The 18,434-nt window shown below is 32.0% G+C and carries 22 protein-coding genes and 3 pseudogenes; 11 read left to right on the plus strand and 14 right to left on the minus strand.

What is annotated here, in order from left to right; all coding sequences use genetic code 11:
• Positions 1-376 precede the first annotated feature (376 nt).
• Complete coding sequence (locus TX86_RS19415) at positions 377-1,000, minus strand: nitroreductase family protein (protein WP_042351444.1); 624 nt, start codon at positions 998-1,000, stop codon at positions 377-379.
• Positions 1,001-1,245: 245 nt separating this feature from the next.
• Here TX86_RS19415 and TX86_RS19420 point away from each other — a divergent pair, with 245 nt between their 5' ends.
• Both TX86_RS19420 and TX86_RS19425 read left to right on the plus strand, forming a co-directional pair.
• Complete coding sequence (locus TX86_RS19420; protein ID WP_042351445.1) at positions 1,246-1,440, plus strand: DUF4083 family protein; 195 nt, start codon at positions 1,246-1,248, stop codon at positions 1,438-1,440.
• A 326-nt stretch (positions 1,441-1,766) separates the two neighbouring features.
• The gene (locus TX86_RS19425; RefSeq protein ID WP_042351446.1) at positions 1,767-2,489 is read left to right on the plus strand and encodes an SH3 domain-containing protein; all 723 of its coding nucleotides are present in this window, start codon (positions 1,767-1,769) and stop codon (positions 2,487-2,489) included.
• A 162-nt stretch (positions 2,490-2,651) separates the two neighbouring features.
• On the opposite strand, the pseudogene TX86_RS19430 reads toward TX86_RS19425, so the two are convergent.
• A pseudogene (locus tag TX86_RS19430) lies at positions 2,652-2,855 on the minus strand (phosphoribulokinase); the annotation flags it as partial.
• A gap of 209 nt (positions 2,856-3,064) precedes the next feature.
• Here TX86_RS19430 and TX86_RS19435 point away from each other — a divergent pair.
• A complete protein-coding gene (locus TX86_RS19435) occupies positions 3,065-3,760 on the plus strand; it encodes a hypothetical protein (protein WP_042351448.1) in 696 nt (231 codons plus the stop codon).
• Between the two features lie 650 nt (positions 3,761-4,410).
• Positions 4,411-5,100, plus strand: coding sequence for a hypothetical protein (locus TX86_RS19440; protein WP_042351449.1), 690 nt, complete (start codon positions 4,411-4,413; stop codon positions 5,098-5,100).
• Between the two features lie 288 nt (positions 5,101-5,388).
• Here the strand turns inward: TX86_RS19440 and TX86_RS27645 are convergent, their stop codons facing one another.
• The 6 genes and pseudogenes from TX86_RS27645 to TX86_RS19465 form a co-directional block, all read right to left on the minus strand.
• On the minus strand, positions 5,389-5,703 hold the full coding sequence (locus TX86_RS27645; protein ID WP_042351451.1) for a tyrosine-type recombinase/integrase: 315 nt from the start codon (positions 5,701-5,703) through the stop codon (positions 5,389-5,391).
• A gap of 176 nt (positions 5,704-5,879) precedes the next feature.
• A complete protein-coding gene (locus TX86_RS26405; protein WP_081707772.1) occupies positions 5,880-6,026 on the minus strand; it encodes a DUF4177 domain-containing protein in 147 nt (48 codons plus the stop codon).
• A 42-nt stretch (positions 6,027-6,068) separates the two neighbouring features.
• A pseudogene (locus TX86_RS19450) lies at positions 6,069-6,517 on the minus strand (AraC family transcriptional regulator).
• A 348-nt stretch (positions 6,518-6,865) separates the two neighbouring features.
• The gene (locus TX86_RS19455; protein WP_042351453.1) at positions 6,866-7,198 is read right to left on the minus strand and encodes a hypothetical protein; all 333 of its coding nucleotides are present in this window, start codon (positions 7,196-7,198) and stop codon (positions 6,866-6,868) included.
• Between the two features lie 411 nt (positions 7,199-7,609).
• On the minus strand, positions 7,610-8,845 hold the full coding sequence (locus tag TX86_RS19460) for a M56 family metallopeptidase (RefSeq protein WP_052343768.1): 1,236 nt from the start codon (positions 8,843-8,845) through the stop codon (positions 7,610-7,612).
• A gap of 10 nt (positions 8,846-8,855) precedes the next feature.
• Positions 8,856-9,215: a BlaI/MecI/CopY family transcriptional regulator gene (locus TX86_RS19465; RefSeq protein ID WP_042351454.1), complete on the minus strand. Its 360-nt coding sequence runs from the start codon at positions 9,213-9,215 to the stop codon at positions 8,856-8,858.
• Positions 9,216-9,630: 415 nt separating this feature from the next.
• Between TX86_RS19465 and TX86_RS19470 the strand changes: the two genes are divergently transcribed.
• Together TX86_RS19470 and TX86_RS19475 are read left to right on the plus strand one after the other, a co-directional pair.
• Complete coding sequence (locus tag TX86_RS19470; RefSeq protein ID WP_042351455.1) at positions 9,631-9,948, plus strand: hypothetical protein; 318 nt, start codon at positions 9,631-9,633, stop codon at positions 9,946-9,948.
• A gap of 252 nt (positions 9,949-10,200) precedes the next feature.
• Complete coding sequence (locus tag TX86_RS19475; protein WP_230203688.1) at positions 10,201-10,494, plus strand: 3-isopropylmalate dehydrogenase; 294 nt, start codon at positions 10,201-10,203, stop codon at positions 10,492-10,494.
• Positions 10,495-10,526: 32 nt separating this feature from the next.
• Here the strand turns inward: TX86_RS19475 and TX86_RS19480 are convergent, their stop codons facing one another.
• Together TX86_RS19480 and TX86_RS19485 are read right to left on the minus strand one after the other, a co-directional pair.
• Complete coding sequence (locus tag TX86_RS19480; protein WP_042351456.1) at positions 10,527-11,366, minus strand: CPBP family intramembrane glutamic endopeptidase; 840 nt, start codon at positions 11,364-11,366, stop codon at positions 10,527-10,529.
• Between the two features lie 81 nt (positions 11,367-11,447).
• Entirely contained in the window at positions 11,448-12,242 is a 795-nt protein-coding gene (locus TX86_RS19485) for a MerR family transcriptional regulator (protein ID WP_042351458.1), read from the minus strand.
• A gap of 503 nt (positions 12,243-12,745) precedes the next feature.
• Between TX86_RS19485 and TX86_RS19495 the strand changes: the two genes are divergently transcribed.
• Together TX86_RS19495 and TX86_RS19500 are read left to right on the plus strand one after the other, a co-directional pair.
• Positions 12,746-13,405, plus strand: coding sequence for a TetR/AcrR family transcriptional regulator (locus tag TX86_RS19495; RefSeq protein ID WP_042351461.1), 660 nt, complete (start codon positions 12,746-12,748; stop codon positions 13,403-13,405).
• Between the two features lie 12 nt (positions 13,406-13,417).
• A complete protein-coding gene (locus TX86_RS19500; RefSeq protein ID WP_042351462.1) occupies positions 13,418-14,167 on the plus strand; it encodes a CPBP family intramembrane glutamic endopeptidase in 750 nt (249 codons plus the stop codon).
• A 45-nt stretch (positions 14,168-14,212) separates the two neighbouring features.
• Here the strand turns inward: TX86_RS19500 and TX86_RS19505 are convergent, their stop codons facing one another.
• The 4 genes and pseudogenes from TX86_RS19505 to TX86_RS26410 form a co-directional block, all read right to left on the minus strand.
• Positions 14,213-14,530, minus strand: a complete 318-nt coding sequence (locus TX86_RS19505; RefSeq protein ID WP_042351463.1) for a thioredoxin family protein — start codon at positions 14,528-14,530, stop codon at positions 14,213-14,215.
• A gap of 185 nt (positions 14,531-14,715) precedes the next feature.
• Positions 14,716-15,264 carry a GNAT family N-acetyltransferase gene (locus TX86_RS19510; RefSeq protein ID WP_042351464.1) on the minus strand — a complete coding sequence of 183 codons (549 nt, stop codon included), beginning with the start codon at positions 15,262-15,264 and terminating at the stop codon, positions 14,716-14,718.
• 186 nt (positions 15,265-15,450) lie between these two features.
• Positions 15,451-16,026 (minus strand): nucleotidyltransferase family protein, encoded by a 576-nt coding sequence (locus TX86_RS19515; RefSeq protein WP_042351465.1) that lies wholly within the window; start codon positions 16,024-16,026, stop codon positions 15,451-15,453.
• A gap of 179 nt (positions 16,027-16,205) precedes the next feature.
• A pseudogene (locus TX86_RS26410) lies at positions 16,206-16,628 on the minus strand (VOC family protein).
• 286 nt (positions 16,629-16,914) lie between these two features.
• Here TX86_RS26410 and TX86_RS19525 point away from each other — a divergent pair.
• The 3 genes from TX86_RS19525 to TX86_RS19530 all read left to right on the plus strand — a co-directional run bounded on the left by TX86_RS19525 (position 16,915) and on the right by TX86_RS19530 (position 18,400).
• Positions 16,915-17,448 carry an Ltp family lipoprotein gene (locus tag TX86_RS19525; protein WP_230203689.1) on the plus strand — a complete coding sequence of 178 codons (534 nt, stop codon included), beginning with the start codon at positions 16,915-16,917 and terminating at the stop codon, positions 17,446-17,448.
• A 218-nt stretch (positions 17,449-17,666) separates the two neighbouring features.
• Positions 17,667-17,870, plus strand: coding sequence for a hypothetical protein (locus tag TX86_RS26815; RefSeq protein WP_154663179.1), 204 nt, complete (start codon positions 17,667-17,669; stop codon positions 17,868-17,870).
• Between the two features lie 245 nt (positions 17,871-18,115).
• Entirely contained in the window at positions 18,116-18,400 is a 285-nt protein-coding gene (locus TX86_RS19530) for a hypothetical protein (RefSeq protein WP_042351470.1), read from the plus strand.
• Positions 18,401-18,434: the final 34 nt, after the last annotated feature.

Below are 18,434 nucleotides of genomic sequence, written 5' to 3' on the forward strand. Positions count from 1 at the left end.
TTTGGTATAATTTAGTAAAACATTTCAGAAGCTACATTCAGTGAATCAAAATCAATTTCGTGGCTTAATGATTGTTTTAATTATTTTAATCCTCACTATTTCATTCTCTTTAAATACTCTCGCTACCGCCATCAGAGAATCAAGCATCTCTAACTCTAATGGGGGTATAAATAACGAACTGTATAGATTCAACGACAATTTCGAGAAATATCTAGAAATATTGCAAAATAAACAGACTGATTAATTCCAAACAAAGAGACCATTCAAATACAGATGAAATAATCTCCACACCAAAAAAGAGGTATAGAAACACGAGTCGCTTTTCTATACCTCTTTTGTCTTTTCTTATGCTTTTTAAAAAAGCAGAGGGAAGTAATTAAAAAGATTCATTTTTAACAAATTCACTAATTGGTTTTCTATATCCTCTTTGTCTAATTTTACTATTATCAGATTTTCCTATCGCAATCAAAAGAACAGGAATCAAATGATTCAGTGCATTTAATTCTTTATGTACAGCATTTTCATCAAAACCTACCATTGGACAAGTATCCCAACCATAATATTTAGCAGCATACATGAAATTCATTGCATGAATAGAAGCGTTTCTTATTGCTTCATCCTCTTGAAATCTTTCACCCTTACCCTCGTACAAAGTATTTGTTTGTTCGATCATTTCTTTATACTCGCACTCGTCAATCATCTTTAACATTTTCATGCCACTGTATATGTTTTCTACATTTTTATATGCATGCTTATCACCAAAAACAACAATCACTGCTGACGCTGTTTTAATTTTATATTGGCCAAAAGCGTGTTCTCTAATTTTTTCTTTTCTTTCTTCATCTCTAATTACAAGATAGTTCGTATGCTGAAGATTAAAACATGACGGTGAAAGCTTTGTTAATTCAAATATTTTATTTAAATCTTCATCCGGAATTTGTACACCCTCGATAAACTTAACAGCTGAACGTCTTTCTCTTGCTAATTCTTCAAAATTCATATAGATTCCATCCATCTTTCATATTATAACGACGAAGTTCTTTTCAGGAATTTTCGGAAATCTATATTCTAGTATATATTATTTTGCTATTTTCAAATAGAAAAATCAGAAAATGTTTACAAAGTTCAATACGAGTCCATAGAATGATAAAAAGTGAGCATGCACAAAGACAGCAACAATTGTAGCGAATAAATTCTCACCTAATGAATATGGTATACTAAGCTAAAAAAGGGGATATTTACAAAATGAATTTAGGAGATATAGCTTTCCAAGTATTTTCTTTAATTTTCTTACTCATGCTTATTTTTACTATTTATTTTGCTATTAAATCTTTGTTTACGTACAAAAGTCACTCTAGCAATTCCAAGTCAATAGAAGAAAAGCTTGATACGATTATTGAATTACTAGAAAAAGATAAGAAAAATGAGAGTGAAAAGTGATGATCATTTTTCTTCTACTCTATATAATCGTTCTATAATCAAATCGTCTCTCAATATCCTCACCTCAAATGGCAATTGTCTAATAACAATAATTCCTTAGACATACACATAAACCCTTCGTAACCTAAACCAAACCGTTCGTACTATAAATAAACATCTAATAGACCTATCAAAAAATGAAACTTACAAAAAGGAATCATTACTAAATATTCATTCTATTTTTATATATTACATTTATGTTACAAATAAGATACAATTATTACAGAATACGAGATATTCAATAAAAAATACATATTAAGAATGTAATCATTGTAGGAGGGATTATTTTGAAAACAAAACTTCTTAAGTTCTCGCTTTCTTTCATTCTATTGCTTTCAGTACTTTTCACGACAAGTATAGCGAGCGAAGCAAGTGCTGCAACTGTCAAAAATGGTGTAGTTGATATTAGGTCAGGAAGCCTTCAAGTCCGTGACGGTGCGAGCAGCAAGGCAAAAGTAGTAGGATCACTGAAACGAAGCGACAATGTAAAAGTCTATTCAACGCAAAATGGCTGGCACGAAATCAGATACAACAATAAGAAAGCCTTTGTATCAGCCGACTATGTAAGGTTCTACCATACTACTTCCCTTTATAGCGTGAAGCTAATCCATGACAAAGTTTGGGGCGTGGAACAAAGCACCATTTATAAAGACTTAACCAAACAACAATTCTATAAAGCTATGTCTCCTGCTTTCACAACAGACTATATTAACCAGTATTTCAAAGTGGAAATGATGTCCTTCCGCAAAGATTCAAAGGGAAATCCATTATATAGAGTCAAGGGAACTGATTATCGCACATTTATCCTAACGCCATTTGACTGGTATTTAAAAAATCAGGATAAAAAGCCAACGCATGTTTTCTATACAAAAAATAATGTCCAATATATCGAAATAACCCAATACTTCAAGAGGGACGGACTGCAACAACCTCTATGGTACACGATATACTTGAAAAAAGAGCCAAACTCTACATGGAAGGTATACAGCAACTATAAAAAATGGGAGTAAACTTGTGATCTTAAATAAAAATAAGCCTTAGAATAAAGTAAATCGTTTTCTTTCGGGGTAACCACGGGTATAAAACACATATAACAACAACTATAAAAGCAGTGGATTTCATATGCGAAATCACACTGCTTTTATCTTTTTCATAAAGCTATCAAATAAAATTTAAACTCCAAACGAAAATGCATTTTTCTCAAAACATATGATTTCATCGGTATTTTTGATAATAATATCAAAATGCCGACTATACGGGTGCATATATATTTCGAACTGAATTCGACGTTCATCATGAGATTGCCTTAAATAATTGATATCGACCCCTCTTTCAACAATATCACGAGTAGACCTTCTTATTAATTCTGTTTCTCCATATGCTCCATGCCCTGAAATGCCAATAACAATCTGTTCACCTGTCATACAGTGCCAACTTAAAATTTCTTTTAGTAACTTATCCATCATTTTTTCCCCTTCAGATTTTTGAATTAGTAGCACTACTTTTCCAAATTTTTATTGTTTAAATTTTTATTAATTTTGATATAATCTTTAATCTCGAATTAAGTTAAAAAGGGTTAGGTGTTATGAGAAAAAAGACGATTCTATCAATAATAGGAATTTCTGCTATTATATTAGCGTTTTGGTACTTTAGACATCTTTCTAAAGAAGTGCAAGTTTTAAAAGAAACAACATTAAGTGTAAAAGACTCTGTCACATTTAAAGATCATATTAAAAATGCTAATGCTCAATATGACATAAAGACAGATACTATTAACCTTGATCTCAATCTTAATGATGCATATGACGAACTCAATGTCATCAAACAATTTTGTATCTTAGAATACTTCCATAAGCAAATTCGATACTATATGCGCAATACTAGTGCCAATTCTCACATGAAAAATTCCAAAGTAAAGTTAAGTGCTAAATCTTCTGTCAATAACTACTACTTCACTAATGTTGTACCAAATGGAAATGCATTTACAAAGAGTGTAAGTACCTTCTATTGCAACGGTAAGAAAACATATACTTCTTGTATGTTCAAACAACAGAGGAACAAATACTTGGCTGACTTACCAGAAAAAAGTGATAAAGAGATACTTGAATATGCTACTAGCTTTTTTAATTTAGTTACACACTTTGGTAAATACTACGACCCTTCAAATGATTCTTTAATCATAGTGGATGCAGTGTGTAAAAAATTCAATATCACGCCAAAAGAATACAGTAAAATTTATCAAACCTATCTGTTAGGTATGTTGGATGCTTCAATAATTTAAGATGCATCCTTTTTTTGCAAAATCACCCTTGTGTTTCCTTATTCACGAGTTATTATGTGGTTTAGCCAAATAAAACAAGCCTTAGAGATTATTCCAAGGCAAAAGTATCGTGCTTTTATAAACATCATTTTATTTCAAATCAACAATTAACAAATTTTTTCTTTTTTATTTTAGAAAACAACATGAAACCCTACTTCATTACCCTCTGCTATGTATTCGTTATATAGAGTTTTTAAAATTTTTTTACTCATTTTAAATACGTTTTGAAGCATTTGCAAAGATTACTATGAATTGGAGAGAATTACGGTCAGTTTAGTGGCATTTGTCACTCTTAATTTATACCTTTTTTCTGAACAGCTTTCTACATTTTGATTAAGAATATTTTTGTTGGTTAGATTTGTTATGCTAATCCAACTAATTTTGTAAATAGATACAATAAATTATTGGGTGCTTTAATACATTAAGGAACTGTAAATGCAGTTCCTTTTCTTATGCAGCTAACGGAGCAGGATAGTTTAATAGGAAAAAATAATCGAGCTGTTTTTTTATTTCGATTCCTCTACTTTGACAAAGTAATATCAAACTATACTCTAAATTTATAATTAAAATTAAATTATTACAGAATAACAACATTGAAAGAGAGCTTTGCTATGAGGAATTATATTCGTTTTATACTCCTTTTTCTAGTATTAATATTAGTAGGATTCATCTCTATTTCTCAAAGCGAAAATGCTGTATTGGTGAAGAAAGCTTTTGAGGTCGTCATGGGAAATGCACATACATTTAATAAAATGTTTTCTATACGAGATGTGCAAGTCAAAAAAGGGAATATTGATATTGAAGTAGAAAAAACGATAGATAAAGAATACACTACTTTTGAATACTTTTTTGTATTAAATAGTATAAGTAAGGATTATAGATTTACCCTTCAAAAAGTTTTTCAAAGTCAATTAGACAGAACCAACATATCTATTCATTTTCAAGTAAATTCGGATATTTTTACATTTCAGAGTGAATTGCCTATAAAAACGGTTATAGATACTGCTCAGTGTACCTTTAAAAAAAATGATAAAGTCATATATACCACTGCGGATTTCAAAAGAGAAATAGAGAAACTTTATGCTCAATCAAAAGTGGAGAAAATAAATGGATATGATGATTTTATAATTTATCAATATCAGAAGAGATTCTTTAACATCTTAACTAAAAAAGGTAAAGACTTTCATCCAGAAAAAGATGTAGAATTAATTAGGAATGCCACAATGGTCAAATTTCAGATCACACCACAGGATGTTACTAATAGTTATCTTAAATACGAATATTCTCCCCTTGTACCGTAGCCACATAAAAAAAATGTGCAGAGATAATAAACTTGTTTAACAAATCTTATTTCACTATCGGGGCAGCATTTCTGTAATGAATTAAACAGTATAAGTTTGTGAATAAATGTACTTAAATAAACGGGTGTGTTAGCGAAAGAAGAATTAATTGATTTTAAGTCTAAGTTCTTCGAAAAAAGGGAGCAATTGTTGAACATGAAGTAAAAGGGCGATATATATTAGTCTCATGTCTAATATGTATCACTTTTTATTTTTTTGACTTTTTACAATTTAGGTCTTGATAATAAATTAAACAACTTTAAAAGCATTGCTACATTTAGATTCTTCTTTTAGTTGTTTTATTTGATCCTTACCGATTATTCTGATATTATTGAAAATTCGTATCCTTTCTTGATCTTTAACCTCCGAGTAATGTTGCCAGGTAACTTTTGCATTTGAATGTCTTAAAAGGTCTTTAACAGCTTGTAACTCAATTCCCTTGGATATCATATCTGTAGCTAATGTTCTTCGAAATTGATGGGCAGTTAGATTAAAAAATCCACCATTACTATCCCTAACAGGATAACAACTATCCCGGTAACTGATTTTATATGTATAATACATGAAAAATCATACATAACATAAAGTTTACAAATCAATATCAAACTAAATTAGATTTTATATGATTAATAATTTCCAATCTTAATATATATATACGCCGTTTTTTGTTATATAGCTAGTTTCCTCTTATAGCTGCACAAAAGATAGGAGCCAACCATAGCTCCTATCTTTTGTGTACTCTAATCCTGTATTTCTCTTTTGAAATAATGCCAAATCCACCACGTACTTACTAATTCCCAACCTTGTTGCCCATATTCGTTAAGTATTCTTGAAGTCCTTTCTTCTCCACCTAAAATGGATACACATTTATATTCAAACTTTTTCATACCCTACACCACTTTTCCATTTACAGTCTCTTAAGCAGTTTATTACTCAATAGGCACTAATATTTCACACAAATGATTATCAATCATGTGCGAAGTATATCTTTCTACAACTGGTTGCTTTTTCATTGATAAATTTTTTTTTCAATTTCGCCAAAAAGATTGCCCCAAAATTCGTTGATTGCTTCTTTTGTATGATCGAGCAGGAAAACAGCGTACTTTCCACCAGAGAATGTACCCAGTTGAGCTGGTTCTGTCACCTTAAAATCCTGATTTATCATCACGCAAACGTCATAACGACACTCTTCTTTAGGCGTAATATTCGGGTTATCTTGAGGTATACCTAAAATAGTCGAATCATCTAATACACCATTCACCTGCGCCCACTCTTTAAAGGATTCCATCCGTTCTTTATTTTGTTTGCCACCATATTCTCCAACACTACGAAAATAAGCAATCTTTGATTCAGCAATTTCTTCAATAGTCATTTTCATCTTTTATTCCTCCCTTCATTGATAAGGTACTTCTATATAAAATGTATTTCAAATAATTTTTTAAAATATTTTGTTATTTGTTATTTCAAGACAGTATTTTTAAAATTTTGGATATTTTTCCCTTTCTTTTCGTTTAAGCCACAAAAAAAAACCTTTGAAATTATTGAATTAAAAGACAGACACCTAGTATGAACTGTTTTTCTAATAACTATCAAAGGTTTAATTTCATTATGTAGTTTCACATTTTGTGCAAAAAATAGTAATGAAAAGATTAATAAAGTAAATTTACGATTAAAATAACAAATATGATGACTAGTAGCAACGATTAGATAATAAAATATATTCCAACTATCGTGGTTTTGTTATAGTAATTTCTAAACTATTACCTTTAGCTAATAAAGTACAGAATTCTTCAACAGACCATTCAGAAGGAATCCTCTCAATAACTTCTTGCTCGATCACTTCTAAACTATTTTGACATACTTCTAGTTTGTAAATGGGGCCAACACCGTTGATTTGTTTAAGAACAGTTATACATGACTGATTTTCATGAAGTACTTTTTTAGCGAGTTCAATAATCTCTTGAAGAGCGTACTCTGGTACAGAGTCTTTAAAGCGAAGAATATCTATAAGTGCATTACGAAAACTAGTATTTTGTTCTATTATTCTATCTACATTCAAATTACTTCCTCCTACGTCTACATAATTGATTATTCTTTAACTATTGAGTAACCAATTATATTAATAAAATTAATCTTTACATTAGTGTGCAAAATTTAACAATAACACCTGCAATATCAATTATTCTTAAACTTGCTTCATAGACATAGTAAAATCTAACTAAATTTACGATTTCATTATACATATTCAATTTTTATTTTAATAGATAATTTTCTGATTTAATATGATGAATTATTATATTATGAACACTTTTAAAACTATAATACTTATTAGCATAACTTGATTGATTGTTTTATCATCATTCTATGCTTGATGGTTCTTGCATGGATAACTTGTTTTTTTCAATTTCCCGACGGACAAAAAAGAACTGACTTATGTCAGTTCCCATGTAAAGCTACTTCTTTTAATGGTTTATTTGGACTCTGTATCTGCTATTAAATGATAATCACCAGGGCTCTCTGTTATAACCTCTTTATTTGATGCATCATTAATAGTAATGATATTTCCCTTTTTAGAGATTTCAAAATCACCTTCCGTTGTTTCTACTAGGAGAGGTTCAATTGTTTCACCTTTCACTTCTTTCCCATTTATTTTAACTGAATGTTGTTCTTCGCTCTGTAATTTTACATCTTGATTAATCGTTTGATTAGTTGGCTTCTCTACCTGTTTGATGTTTTCTTTCGGCACTTCTGAAGCTTGTCCAGTTGTCGCAAAAATAGTAATACCTCCAACTACTAATGCACCTGCAAGGGCTACTCCTAAAATCGATGTTTTCTTTAATTTCATGATGGATACAATCCTTTCTTCAATTCCGTTTTTACTGAAACTATTACAGAGAGGGCTTATTTGCTGGGTTTTTGCAGCCATATTTATAAGCGATAAAGCATATTCTGATTTCGCTTCCTCTCCAAATCGTCGAATGACTCTTTCATCACAGGACAGTTCCATATCTCGATTGACGATAAAATACATTACCCACACAAGAGGATTAAACCAATGCAGCGCTAAAACAGCCGTCAATAGCACTTTCCACAATACATCCCATCGCTTAATGTGAACATATTCGTGTGCCAACACAAATTGAATGCTTTTTTCATCGCTCCAATCTGTTGATTTTGGAAAAATTATCACTGGTTTAAACAGCTTGTATGTTAAAGGTGATGTAATTCTATCGGATACAGAGATTTGAATGCTTCTCTTTAGCTTATGCTTTCGCAGCCATTCATTCAGATAAGCATTATTCTTGATTGGGACTGCGGCTTGAAATTCCCTATATGATCTAACATAAGATACGACAAAGAATAAAGAAACCGTGATAGCACCAAGTAACCATATGGCTAGAACCATATCACTCTTCATCAACAGTAGAAGCTGACTGTACAAGGGATTTGGCGTTTGAGAACCTTGAACAGCACCTTGTATATGGCTAGAACCCTCTACATTCGTGAAATAAGCAAACAAATTGTGCAGCAATGACTGAACATCAAATCTTGAATAGAAAGAATAGGGAATGGTCAGCTTTAAGGCAACAATGCCCCAAAGAAGTAAAAACGTTACTCTTGGTAGCTTATTGATGACTAAAAACCTCACCAATATGACAACAACAAGTAGAATCGAAGCGTCTAAACTCATGCGTATAATATTCATGTTGTATTCCTCACTCAAGATCTTTGACAATTTGTTTTAATTTATCAATTTCACTAGATGATAATTTTTTTTGGTCTAATAAAGAGGCAAACAGTAAAGATGTTGAACCATCAAACATTTTATCAATCAATTCGGTTGTTTCTTGCTCTTGGATTTGCTCCTTGGCAATGAGAGGATGACAAACAAAATTCGGTTCAACTCTTTCAATTGCGCCCTTTTTGATACATTTCTTGATGACTGTATACGTCGTATTTTTATTCCAGCCAATTTGTTCATTCAATATTTGAGAGATTTGTTTGGCTGTCAAATCCCCTTCTTCCCATAAAACATTCATAACCTGTAATTCTGAATCAAATAATTTAATTTCCATACGCGCGTACTCCTTACATAAGTAGACTATTGCAATAATTTACTGTAAGTTTATACTACTCCGGTAGTCTGAATAAGTCAAGACTATTTCAGTAGTCTGTGGAAATTTTATTGAATTTCTTAATTTATCGCTGTAATTGCTACATGACAAAGGAGAAGATTAAACACATATACCGTCGTGTTCAACCCTCTCTTTTTTTCTATCAACCATTATTTCTCATATATAATAATTGATTTAGCTTTAATATCCTTTCCTTGTTTTTCCCAGTGATGTGAAGTACTGGATCTATCTCTAAATCCTTCGCATACGGTACTTTCTTCTTATGTTTGTTTGCAGTCGAGCGAATTTTTGGAGCTAGTAATGGGAAAGTGCTAAACTAAAACAAATTCATTTAGTGAATAATTGAGGTAGAAAAATGGCTTTAATTTGGTTTTTGATTATTTATGTACTAATTATTTTAGTGTTCAAATTTCATAAAGTGTTTCTTAACAAAAGATGGATACCGTACTTGCCGGCTATCACCCTCTCCTTCCTGTCGCTTTATTTATTCATCGAATTACGTATTCAGGTGAAGCAAGAGGAGGGTATTAATTATCCCCTTTGGACTAATCCAAGTATAACGACAGGGCTGTATTTAATGGTTGTGGTTCCTTTAACCATAATTGGATATGTAGCCGGAATGTGGATTTCGGATAATAAAAAAGAGAAAGAAATTAAAAAGAAAAATCATTAAATGTTCGATTTTGTGTTACAACTATAAATCTAAAAAACTGGTCAGTAATTGAGACATTAAAAACAACTTTCTCAACGGCCTTAAGAAACTCTGATTGAATAATTAGAGTTTCTTTTTATCGTTCTAAGCCCTCAATCGCTATATATTTCTGTTTTATTGTCTGTAAAAATTTTTATTCAGGAGGTAACTTAATGACACATTACAAAATTTGTAAATTACGAGTATAATATATTATAAGAACGGGGGAATGAAGTGGAAACTATTTTATTGCCATTGATGGGCGTTTTTATCATTGCTTCGAACATCATTGCATTTTTCATTTTCAAAAAGAAGAAAAACCTTTATTTATCTGCATTTACCATACTCATTCTTGCTTTCGTTTTAGGTGGTTTTGGAGGAGTATTAGCACTATTCATCCTCAATGATGCCTTTGCGATTTTTTACGGATTTCAACTTGGCTACTATTTAATCATCAATAGTCTCATCGTATTTCTTCTTGCGATTGTAGTTACAGTTATTAGAAAGTGGAAAAGGCCGATAATATGAACTTACGTTAACATGTTATCGTCCTTTTTTATTTATTTTTTTACTTCTAATTGAAGGGAACTCTTTACACTGCTTGTCTCTTTCTTCCCAAATAATACTTTCTTAGGATTTAAAACGATTAATATAAGTGCCACTACAGCATATAAAATGGCATTGTATTTGATTAGTTCAATTGCATTTCCACCAATCAAACCGATAAAAAAATTAAAGAATAGATGTATTATGATAGGAATAACTAAATTTTTATTCAAGTTGTAAAATGCTGTAATAATAATACTGATTGATATTATAGCAACCATAAAAAAGACTATATAGTTTATTAGATTAACCCCTATGAATCCTGTAGTAAACCAGACTGGAAAATGCCATAATCCCCACCAAAAACCTAGTATGACTGATGCGCTTAATGGTGAATATCTCTTTTGAAGTTCATTCAAGGCAAATCCTCTCCAACCCAATTCTTCACCTAACGGACCCGCCAATGAGTTTTTAAAAAATAAATATACCAGCATTCCAAATGATGAAATGGTAAAACTAGAGCTTAACCCGTCATTTTCAGATGCCATTATAACTAGTACTACTATAGCTACGAAGACTTGTATGCTAACGACTACAGTTATGATTGAAAAATGAAGTCGATTTTTAAATTGCGTTTTTACATACGCAATCAAACTTTGCCCAGGATACATTTTTCTAAAGAGTATAACAAACGCAAAAGTCGACGACCAAGATGATACGCATAGCATGAAATCAAATACTATGTTAGGTAGCCCTAACAATTTAGTAGCTACCACTAATAAAAAAAGTGGCCAAAAAATCAAATTTGTTAATAGAATAAAACTTGCTATCGGTCTTTTTAATTTTTTTCTCATCTGAACCAATCCTCATTTTGAATTAATACCTTCAAAATAAGTGTAAACCTAGGAGTTAGACTCAGGTCAATACATATTGCATTATTTGATAGGTGCATAGATTTCTAAAAAGATACGTTCAAGCCCCTCTTCATAGGTGGTGAGTAAGATATTCACATACACTAATCCTAAAAACTCATATCCCTTTTCTACTACTGCTTTTCTTAAACGATCTTCCACGGTATGATCAATATTTTTTCCTCCAGTTGACCATCTTCCATCTTCAATAACAGTGTAAAGACATTTTAGATGAGATAGAATTTCCCCTTCTATTTCTTGATGATTGTCTTCTACATTACTTACAATGATAAACTTCTCTCCTATAATACCTTCTTCATTGAATCGAATGACTCTTCTTAAAGAAGTTAAGGTAACTGCTTGTTTTAAGCGATCTGTTTTCTTTCTTAAAATTTCGTATTCATCATAATCAGTGAAATGTTCTAATTCTCCTTTTATTTCTAAAGGCTTCATTTCTTTTAGCGTATATTCTCCTAAGAATTGTTTTACTTTTTTACAATCCTCTTTTACCTTCTGAAGCTTTTTCAAAAGAAGCCTTTTATATTCAATTTCCTCTAAAATATCTTGTTCTTTTTCTTCTAATAATGACTGTATTCCGTCTACACTCTTACTTTTTCTTAATTCCTGGATTTTTTTTATTTCAATATCCATTTCTCGATAGAAATTGATTGTTGTAATATCATATATATCAAAATGATTATACTTTCTATACCCATTCTCAATGTCTTGCTGAGGCTTTACTAATTCCTTTTCCTCATAGAATTTTAACGTATCTCTTGTTATACCTAAAAACTTTGCTACTTGACCAATTGTGTACATTGTACTCTCCTTTTCTAATGCTACTTGGCTACTTTCATCAATAAAAAACAAATCAAATAAGAAACATTAGTGACCCCAAACAAAGCAAAAATCCCAGGCGTTCCGACTAAATATAAGCTAATTGGTAATGAACTTAAAAATGCAAGCAACATTAAGCTCTTTTGGAATCTTAGAGTTGCGCTGATAGCTAAGCATGCAGGAAGAAATAACAGTAAAAATGTTATTAGCTTAGTATCGTAGTTAGTTGGACTAGAATAAATAGTAAAGTAATTAAGGATAATCCATAAACAAATACTAAAAAGACCTGAAAATACTCCTAAAATTTTGACCGTTAAGTTAATTCCAATCCCCTCCCTACTCATATTTTATCTGACAAATCAATGTTCCACTAACCTTCTTACAATTTTTACATAAATTACAATGGTTAAAAATGACAATCAATCACTCTTGATATAAAATAAAAATGACAATAGTGTCACTTTTATTTTTATGAGGAGGTACATATGCCAAAAGTAAGCCATGAATACGTCATAAAGAAGAAAGAAGCCATTTTAGAAGCAGCTTTATCCGTATGCAAAGTTAAGCCACTCTATGAAATTACGATGAGAGATATCATTAAGGCTTCTGGAGTTAGCCAAGGAGGGATTTATCGCTATTATTCTGATATAGATGAAATACTTGTTGCTATTATTAATCAATCTAATGCGAATGCGAACTATAAGCAGGCTATAGATGCCATTATTGAGAGCAGTAATACTCCTCAAGAAACGATAGAAAAGCTGTTTGCTTTTCTCGGAAACTATATTAAAGAAAACTTATCAACGGTTGGCAAGATTCAATTTGAACTCACGATTCTTTTTGCTAACAATCCGAAAAGGCAACAGAAAATCTTACCCCACATTACGGAAAATGAAAGCGGACAATACTTAATCAATCAATTGATTAATGCTATTCATGAAGGAATTTCTTTAGGTACCTTTCAATCTGAATTAGCACTCGAAGATTTATTTACTTTTATCATGACATCGATTGATGGAATTGTAAGAGATGTTGTTTTACAAAAATGTTATGGGATGTTCCGAAATGAGCAAGCACTCCTTGATGAAAATCGTCTAATGAATACGCTTTGCAAGTCTATACTATTACTATTGGGATCTAAATAAGGAGGAAAACCAATGCTGAAAGAGGTAAGAAGGTTCCTTTTCTTTACGTTTTTTTCATCATGGTTACTATGGGGTACCTTAGCATTATTAACACAGTTTCATCTACTTACATTTGGGTCGGCATTATCATATATATTATTTATTCTTGGTGGCGTGACACCTGCTATTTGTGAGATTTGGCTAAAAAAGAAGTATAGCTCGAAAGCAGAATTCACATCATTTATCGGTAATATCAAAAATCCTCGGTATCCATTCGTATGGTATGTATTGACGATTGGCCTTGCATTTCTGGCTTGTTTCTTGCCAACTCTTTGGGGTGGTGCAACTATGAAGAACCCTCTATATCTAGCATTCATTAATGTGCCAATCATGATAATCGGAGGTGGCTTAGAAGAGATAGGTTGGCGGGGATATTTACAGCCTACATTACAAAAAAGATGGTCACCATTCACAAGTACACTTATTGTCGGGGCGATTTGGGCAATATGGCATTTGCCGTTATGGTTTGTCGTTGGCTCCAATCAATTGAACATGAATTTTCTCTGGTTTACGTTGATTGCTTTGGCATTATCTTTTTTACTGACGGTCATTTATTTAGCTACTAAAAGTATTTTTCTATGTATGATCTTTCATGCCTTCATTAATTCATTTTGGGAAGTTTATATTCCAGAAACCAATGTTAGCTCAGCCTTATTAACACTATTGCTTGCACTGATTATATTTACCGCATTTGAAATCTATCGACAAAAGGCATCCGAATGAAGCTCATTCGGATGCCTTTTTCATTTTAACCTCTATTTTTTATTTTCATTCTTCCTCAAAAGTGGTAAGCAATCGATGGATATTTTCAAATGACACAAAACGTGATTCTCTATGAATTTCCTTTCCTTCATTAAAAAAGAGAATCGTTGGGGCTGCATAAAGTAAGTATTGCCCAACAATTTCTTTCGATTCTTCTGATTGGACAAGATACAAATGCTCAAGCTGTGCTTCCGTTAGCTCCTGTTGTAGTCGATATAACACGGCTTCACATACCCCACAATTATTTGTCTTAATAAACACTATTTGCAATCCAGGCAAGTTTGCCACTTCTTGTAATTGTTCTAATGAAGTAATTTTCTCCAACAAAACCGCATCCTTTTTTCGTTCATCATATCTCAAAAAAGAATGGTTTCAAACTATTTCGTTCTCTTTGTTTGATTTTTCCTATACAAAAGAAAAAGACTGTAGACGAATCCGAAACAATTCGAATTTGTCTACAGTCTGAAGCACCTGAACAATCAGGTGCTTTTAAATGGGTTTTAACGTTATTAATCATTCTCTCTCCATTCTTCTGCTAAAACCCCATAAACGGTATGGTCAACAAAATGATCATAAAGCCATTCTGCTTGCCTAATGCTTCCTTCATTCATAAAGCCTAATCGTTCGGGAACGCTTCTGCTTTTTTTATTTTCCACAGCAGCTCGAATTTCCACTTTATTTAAATTAAGATGATTAAAAGCATAGTTGGTCAATGCTTTGGCAACCTTGGTCATAATCCCTTTTCCTTGATATTCTTCGCCAAGCCAATATCCAATATATGCTGTCTTATTGGACCAATTTATACTGTTGAAGCCTGCCACTCCAACAATTTCTTCATTGAATAAAATAACGGTATTTAAACTTTTATTCTCAGCATAACCTTTTAAACATCCTTGAATAAATTCTTTTGTATCTTCCACATTCTTGGTAAAGTCAAGCCAAGGCAACCATTCTCTTAAATGACTTCTTGATTGCTCCGTTAGTTCGAAAACTCTTTCAGTGTCATTCAATTCAATTAATTTTAATGAAACATTTTCATCAATCTTATGTATGAACATAATCTCCCCCCCATTTTACCATTTGTTCAATTTTACCATTTAAAAACTAAATCCGTTACTATGAACGACAGCTCTTTATATTAAAGTAATACACCTTTTTAAAATAAACATCATATGCTATTGCACCTATTAGTTCAAAAATAACCTATTTTTAGTTGAATAGAATTTCTAACAACAAATACGGGCCTACCAAGGAACTATCATAAGTTTTGGCCATTTTTCTCGCCATTTCTTTGCTTTATTATCAAAGATTTCCTTAGTTATCATCAGTTTATTTGGTCTCACTACCATTGAAAATAAATCATCCAAATCGTAAGGCGCGTAGATTTTATATGAACCATCTTGTTCTTCCCTTAATCCCAGAGCAGTTGCAGTGGTTGGCCAACTATCTATTGCTTCTTCAAGAGAGTCGTATGGCTTTATGGAAAAGCCAAACTTATTCTCATACCAAAGGTGTACTCTTGCCTGGTTTTTCACATCTAGCTTAAATTGAAAATCTCCGAGTCGATTTAACAATTTATCTTTGAGAATCTTCTCACTTTCAGAAGTTATATCTTCAGATTCATAATAAACTATATCAATGTCTGAAATTCCATATTCAAGAGGATAGCCAGAAATGTCATTCCATACTGTGTTTGTGATACAACCTGCACCAACATAATATTCAAAAGGTAGATTTAATTCTTTAAGAACCTTCAAAACTCTAATTAATGGTTCATTCTTTGATATCGTCTCTACTAATAAGTCTCCATATACTTTCATATTTGCCTCCTGTTAGAAAACTTGCACTAACATACCCCTGTACCATAAGAAGTTCAAGATAAAAGAGCGTTAATCCTTCTTGGATCCACGCATCTGTTTGTTTAAGTGCATTCTTTCACAACCTGTTTTACACTTTAAAAATATATAAGTACTTTGACAAGTATTCTAAAAGTTTTAGCCTATTTTACTCGTTGAAACATAGGGTGATTCTCTTTAAATTGAACTAAATCCCATAAGTTTCCGTATAAATCTTTGAATACGCAAACAATACCATATGGTTGTTCTTTTGGTTCTCTAACAAATTCAATTCCATTTGCTATCATTTCATTATAATCTCTCCAAAAGGCATCCGTCCCAAGGAATAGAAAAACTCTCCCTCCTGCTTGATTTCCAATAAATGATATTTGTTCAGATTTTGAAGCCTTTGCAAGTAATATTGTAGTTCCAGACGAGCCAGGTGGAGATACTACTCCCCAGCGTTTATCTTGCTCTGGTTAATACGTATCTTCAATTAACTTGAAATAAAGTTTTTTCGTGTAAAACTCAATAGCTTCATCATAATCTTGAACAACCAAAGCAATATGTACAACAGATTGTATCATTTTATTACCCCTTCTTTCTTTGTAAAGCACAAGCCTTACAGCATGTTTATCTTTGCAAATTTTTTCTGATAAATTATATCAATAATATAAAATTGTTGAAATATTAATTTATTTAATGTTTTTTATTGAGCTAAACTCCTCTGTTATTATGCTATTGCACCAGATAGTTCAACACTTTGTTACAAAAATAAATGAAAAAAATATGAAAACCAGTTCAATCATCAGTAATTAAAGTGAAAATATGTTAGAATGTTTTTTTATGTTTGATTTAAAAGGAGTGTACTTAGTGGGTTTAGAAAAAAAGAAGAAAAAACCATTTTATAAAAAATGGTGGGTTTGGTTAATTGCAATTATATTGATTGTAGCAGTGGCTACCTCTGGAGAAAATGAGGATGATAAGGCTACTAATTCTACTGATGGAAAAGAAACAAGTGCAGTTAATGATACTAAAAATGTTAATGATACTAAAAATAATGAACAAACAAAAGAAGAAACAACTACTAAAGAACCAAGTGTTTCAAGAGAATTTAGTTCTGCATTAAAGAAAGCAAAGACATATGCCAAGACAATGAGTATGTCAAAGAGCGCTATTTATGACCAATTAGTTTCTGAATATGGAGAACAGTTCCCTGCTGATGCGGCTCAATATGCTATTGATAATCTTGAATTTGATTGGAAAACAAATGCATTAAAGAAGGCAAAGACATATGCTGATAGTATGGATATGTCAAAGAATGCCATTTATGACCAATTAGTTTCTGAACATGGAGAAAAATTCACTCCAGAAGAAGCTCAATATGCAGTAGATAATTTAGAGTAATAAAATAATTTTAACTAAAAAGAGTAGCAGTTTTTGCTACTCTTTTTAGTTAAAATTATTCAATTATTCCCTATTCATTACACTTTAACTCTAGTTCTTCATATTTCCATTTATCCATCTTCTCTTATTCTTGCAGTCGATCTTCTTCAGCCTTTCAGCATACGGAAATTTTAGTAAGTATATTAAAATCAATGCAATAGGACATGCTTTATTTTCCTATGACAGCCGAGAAGTGTTACAATGCTTGCCATTTTTATAATGGTGTGACCATTCGTGTACCTGTTCCAGCGACCCAGCAGGATACTAGAGGATCAGTAGAAGAATGGCCCATTATGGAAGGAAGGAATGCGCCTATATGCGGCAGTCGCGTTGCAGGATGGTCATATTTTGGGAGATGCGGATGGTTATTTACGTTTCATTGATCGAGAAGGTCAAGAGGCTTGGCGCTATTTTGTCTTCAGCTATCCTGCCTGTTACCAGCATAAAAAATCATAATAAACACTCTTACTATTTTGTTTCCCATTTTTCATACAAACTTTGAATTACCCTATTAACCAACAAGCCCATTGAGCTAATTTTTATAAAACCAAAAATGAATAAGCTTCATATTTGATATGACATGCATAAATTATTAAAGTACGAATTAAATAAAATGGTTGTGAAAAAAATGAATTATTATCAACTTAATCCACAAGTATACTTTCCAAACAGTTCAATATATACAAATTATGCTTTCCCATCTCAACCACTTGATCCACCAACCGGTCCTGTTGGTGCAGGAATAGGCCATGTTGGAGGAGGTCATGTCGGAGGAGGCCATGTTTCTGCTGGAGGGTTACCATCTGGCGGTTGGTCTCCTGGAGGCGGATGGCTTCCTTCAAGTAGCTGGCAACAAGGATATCCATGGTACCCTTGGTACCCTATATGGCGGTATCCTATTGTAGGATGGTAAAGTACCAATCTATTCATCTCTGAGGTGCTTCTGT

It is taken from the genome of Bacillus massiliigorillae (assembly GCF_000380245.2).
GTDB lineage: Bacteria > Bacillota > Bacilli > Bacillales > DSM-1321 > Bacillus_AD > Bacillus_AD massiliigorillae.

What these genes read in the sequence shown, in the direction of transcription:
- TX86_RS19415 (WP_042351444.1), bottom strand. Translation starts at nt 1,000, where the DNA reads ATGAATTTTGAAGAATTAGCAAGAGAAAGACGTTCAGCTGTTAAGTTT.
- TX86_RS19420 (WP_042351445.1), top strand. Translation starts at nt 1,246, where the DNA reads ATGAATTTAGGAGATATAGCTTTCCAAGTATTTTCTTTAATTTTCTTA.
- TX86_RS19435 (WP_042351448.1), top strand. Translation starts at nt 3,065, where the DNA reads ATGAGAAAAAAGACGATTCTATCAATAATAGGAATTTCTGCTATTATA.
- TX86_RS19440 (WP_042351449.1), top strand. Translation starts at nt 4,411, where the DNA reads ATGAGGAATTATATTCGTTTTATACTCCTTTTTCTAGTATTAATATTA.
- TX86_RS27645 (WP_042351451.1), bottom strand. Translation starts at nt 5,703, where the DNA reads ATGTATTATACATATAAAATCAGTTACCGGGATAGTTGTTATCCTGTT.
- TX86_RS26405 (WP_081707772.1), bottom strand. Translation starts at nt 6,026, where the DNA reads ATGAAAAAGTTTGAATATAAATGTGTATCCATTTTAGGTGGAGAAGAA.
- TX86_RS19460 (WP_052343768.1), bottom strand. Translation starts at nt 8,845, where the DNA reads ATGAATATTATACGCATGAGTTTAGACGCTTCGATTCTACTTGTTGTT.
- TX86_RS19465 (WP_042351454.1), bottom strand. Translation starts at nt 9,215, where the DNA reads ATGGAAATTAAATTATTTGATTCAGAATTACAGGTTATGAATGTTTTA.
- TX86_RS19470 (WP_042351455.1), top strand. Translation starts at nt 9,631, where the DNA reads ATGGCTTTAATTTGGTTTTTGATTATTTATGTACTAATTATTTTAGTG.
- TX86_RS19480 (WP_042351456.1), bottom strand. Translation starts at nt 11,366, where the DNA reads ATGAGAAAAAAATTAAAAAGACCGATAGCAAGTTTTATTCTATTAACA.
- TX86_RS19485 (WP_042351458.1), bottom strand. Translation starts at nt 12,242, where the DNA reads ATGTACACAATTGGTCAAGTAGCAAAGTTTTTAGGTATAACAAGAGAT.
- TX86_RS19495 (WP_042351461.1), top strand. Translation starts at nt 12,746, where the DNA reads ATGCCAAAAGTAAGCCATGAATACGTCATAAAGAAGAAAGAAGCCATT.
- TX86_RS19500 (WP_042351462.1), top strand. Translation starts at nt 13,418, where the DNA reads ATGCTGAAAGAGGTAAGAAGGTTCCTTTTCTTTACGTTTTTTTCATCA.
- TX86_RS19510 (WP_042351464.1), bottom strand. Translation starts at nt 15,264, where the DNA reads ATGTTCATACATAAGATTGATGAAAATGTTTCATTAAAATTAATTGAA.
- TX86_RS19515 (WP_042351465.1), bottom strand. Translation starts at nt 16,026, where the DNA reads ATGAAAGTATATGGAGACTTATTAGTAGAGACGATATCAAAGAATGAA.
- TX86_RS26815 (WP_154663179.1), top strand. Translation starts at nt 17,667, where the DNA reads ATGACAGCCGAGAAGTGTTACAATGCTTGCCATTTTTATAATGGTGTG.
- TX86_RS19530 (WP_042351470.1), top strand. Translation starts at nt 18,116, where the DNA reads ATGAATTATTATCAACTTAATCCACAAGTATACTTTCCAAACAGTTCA.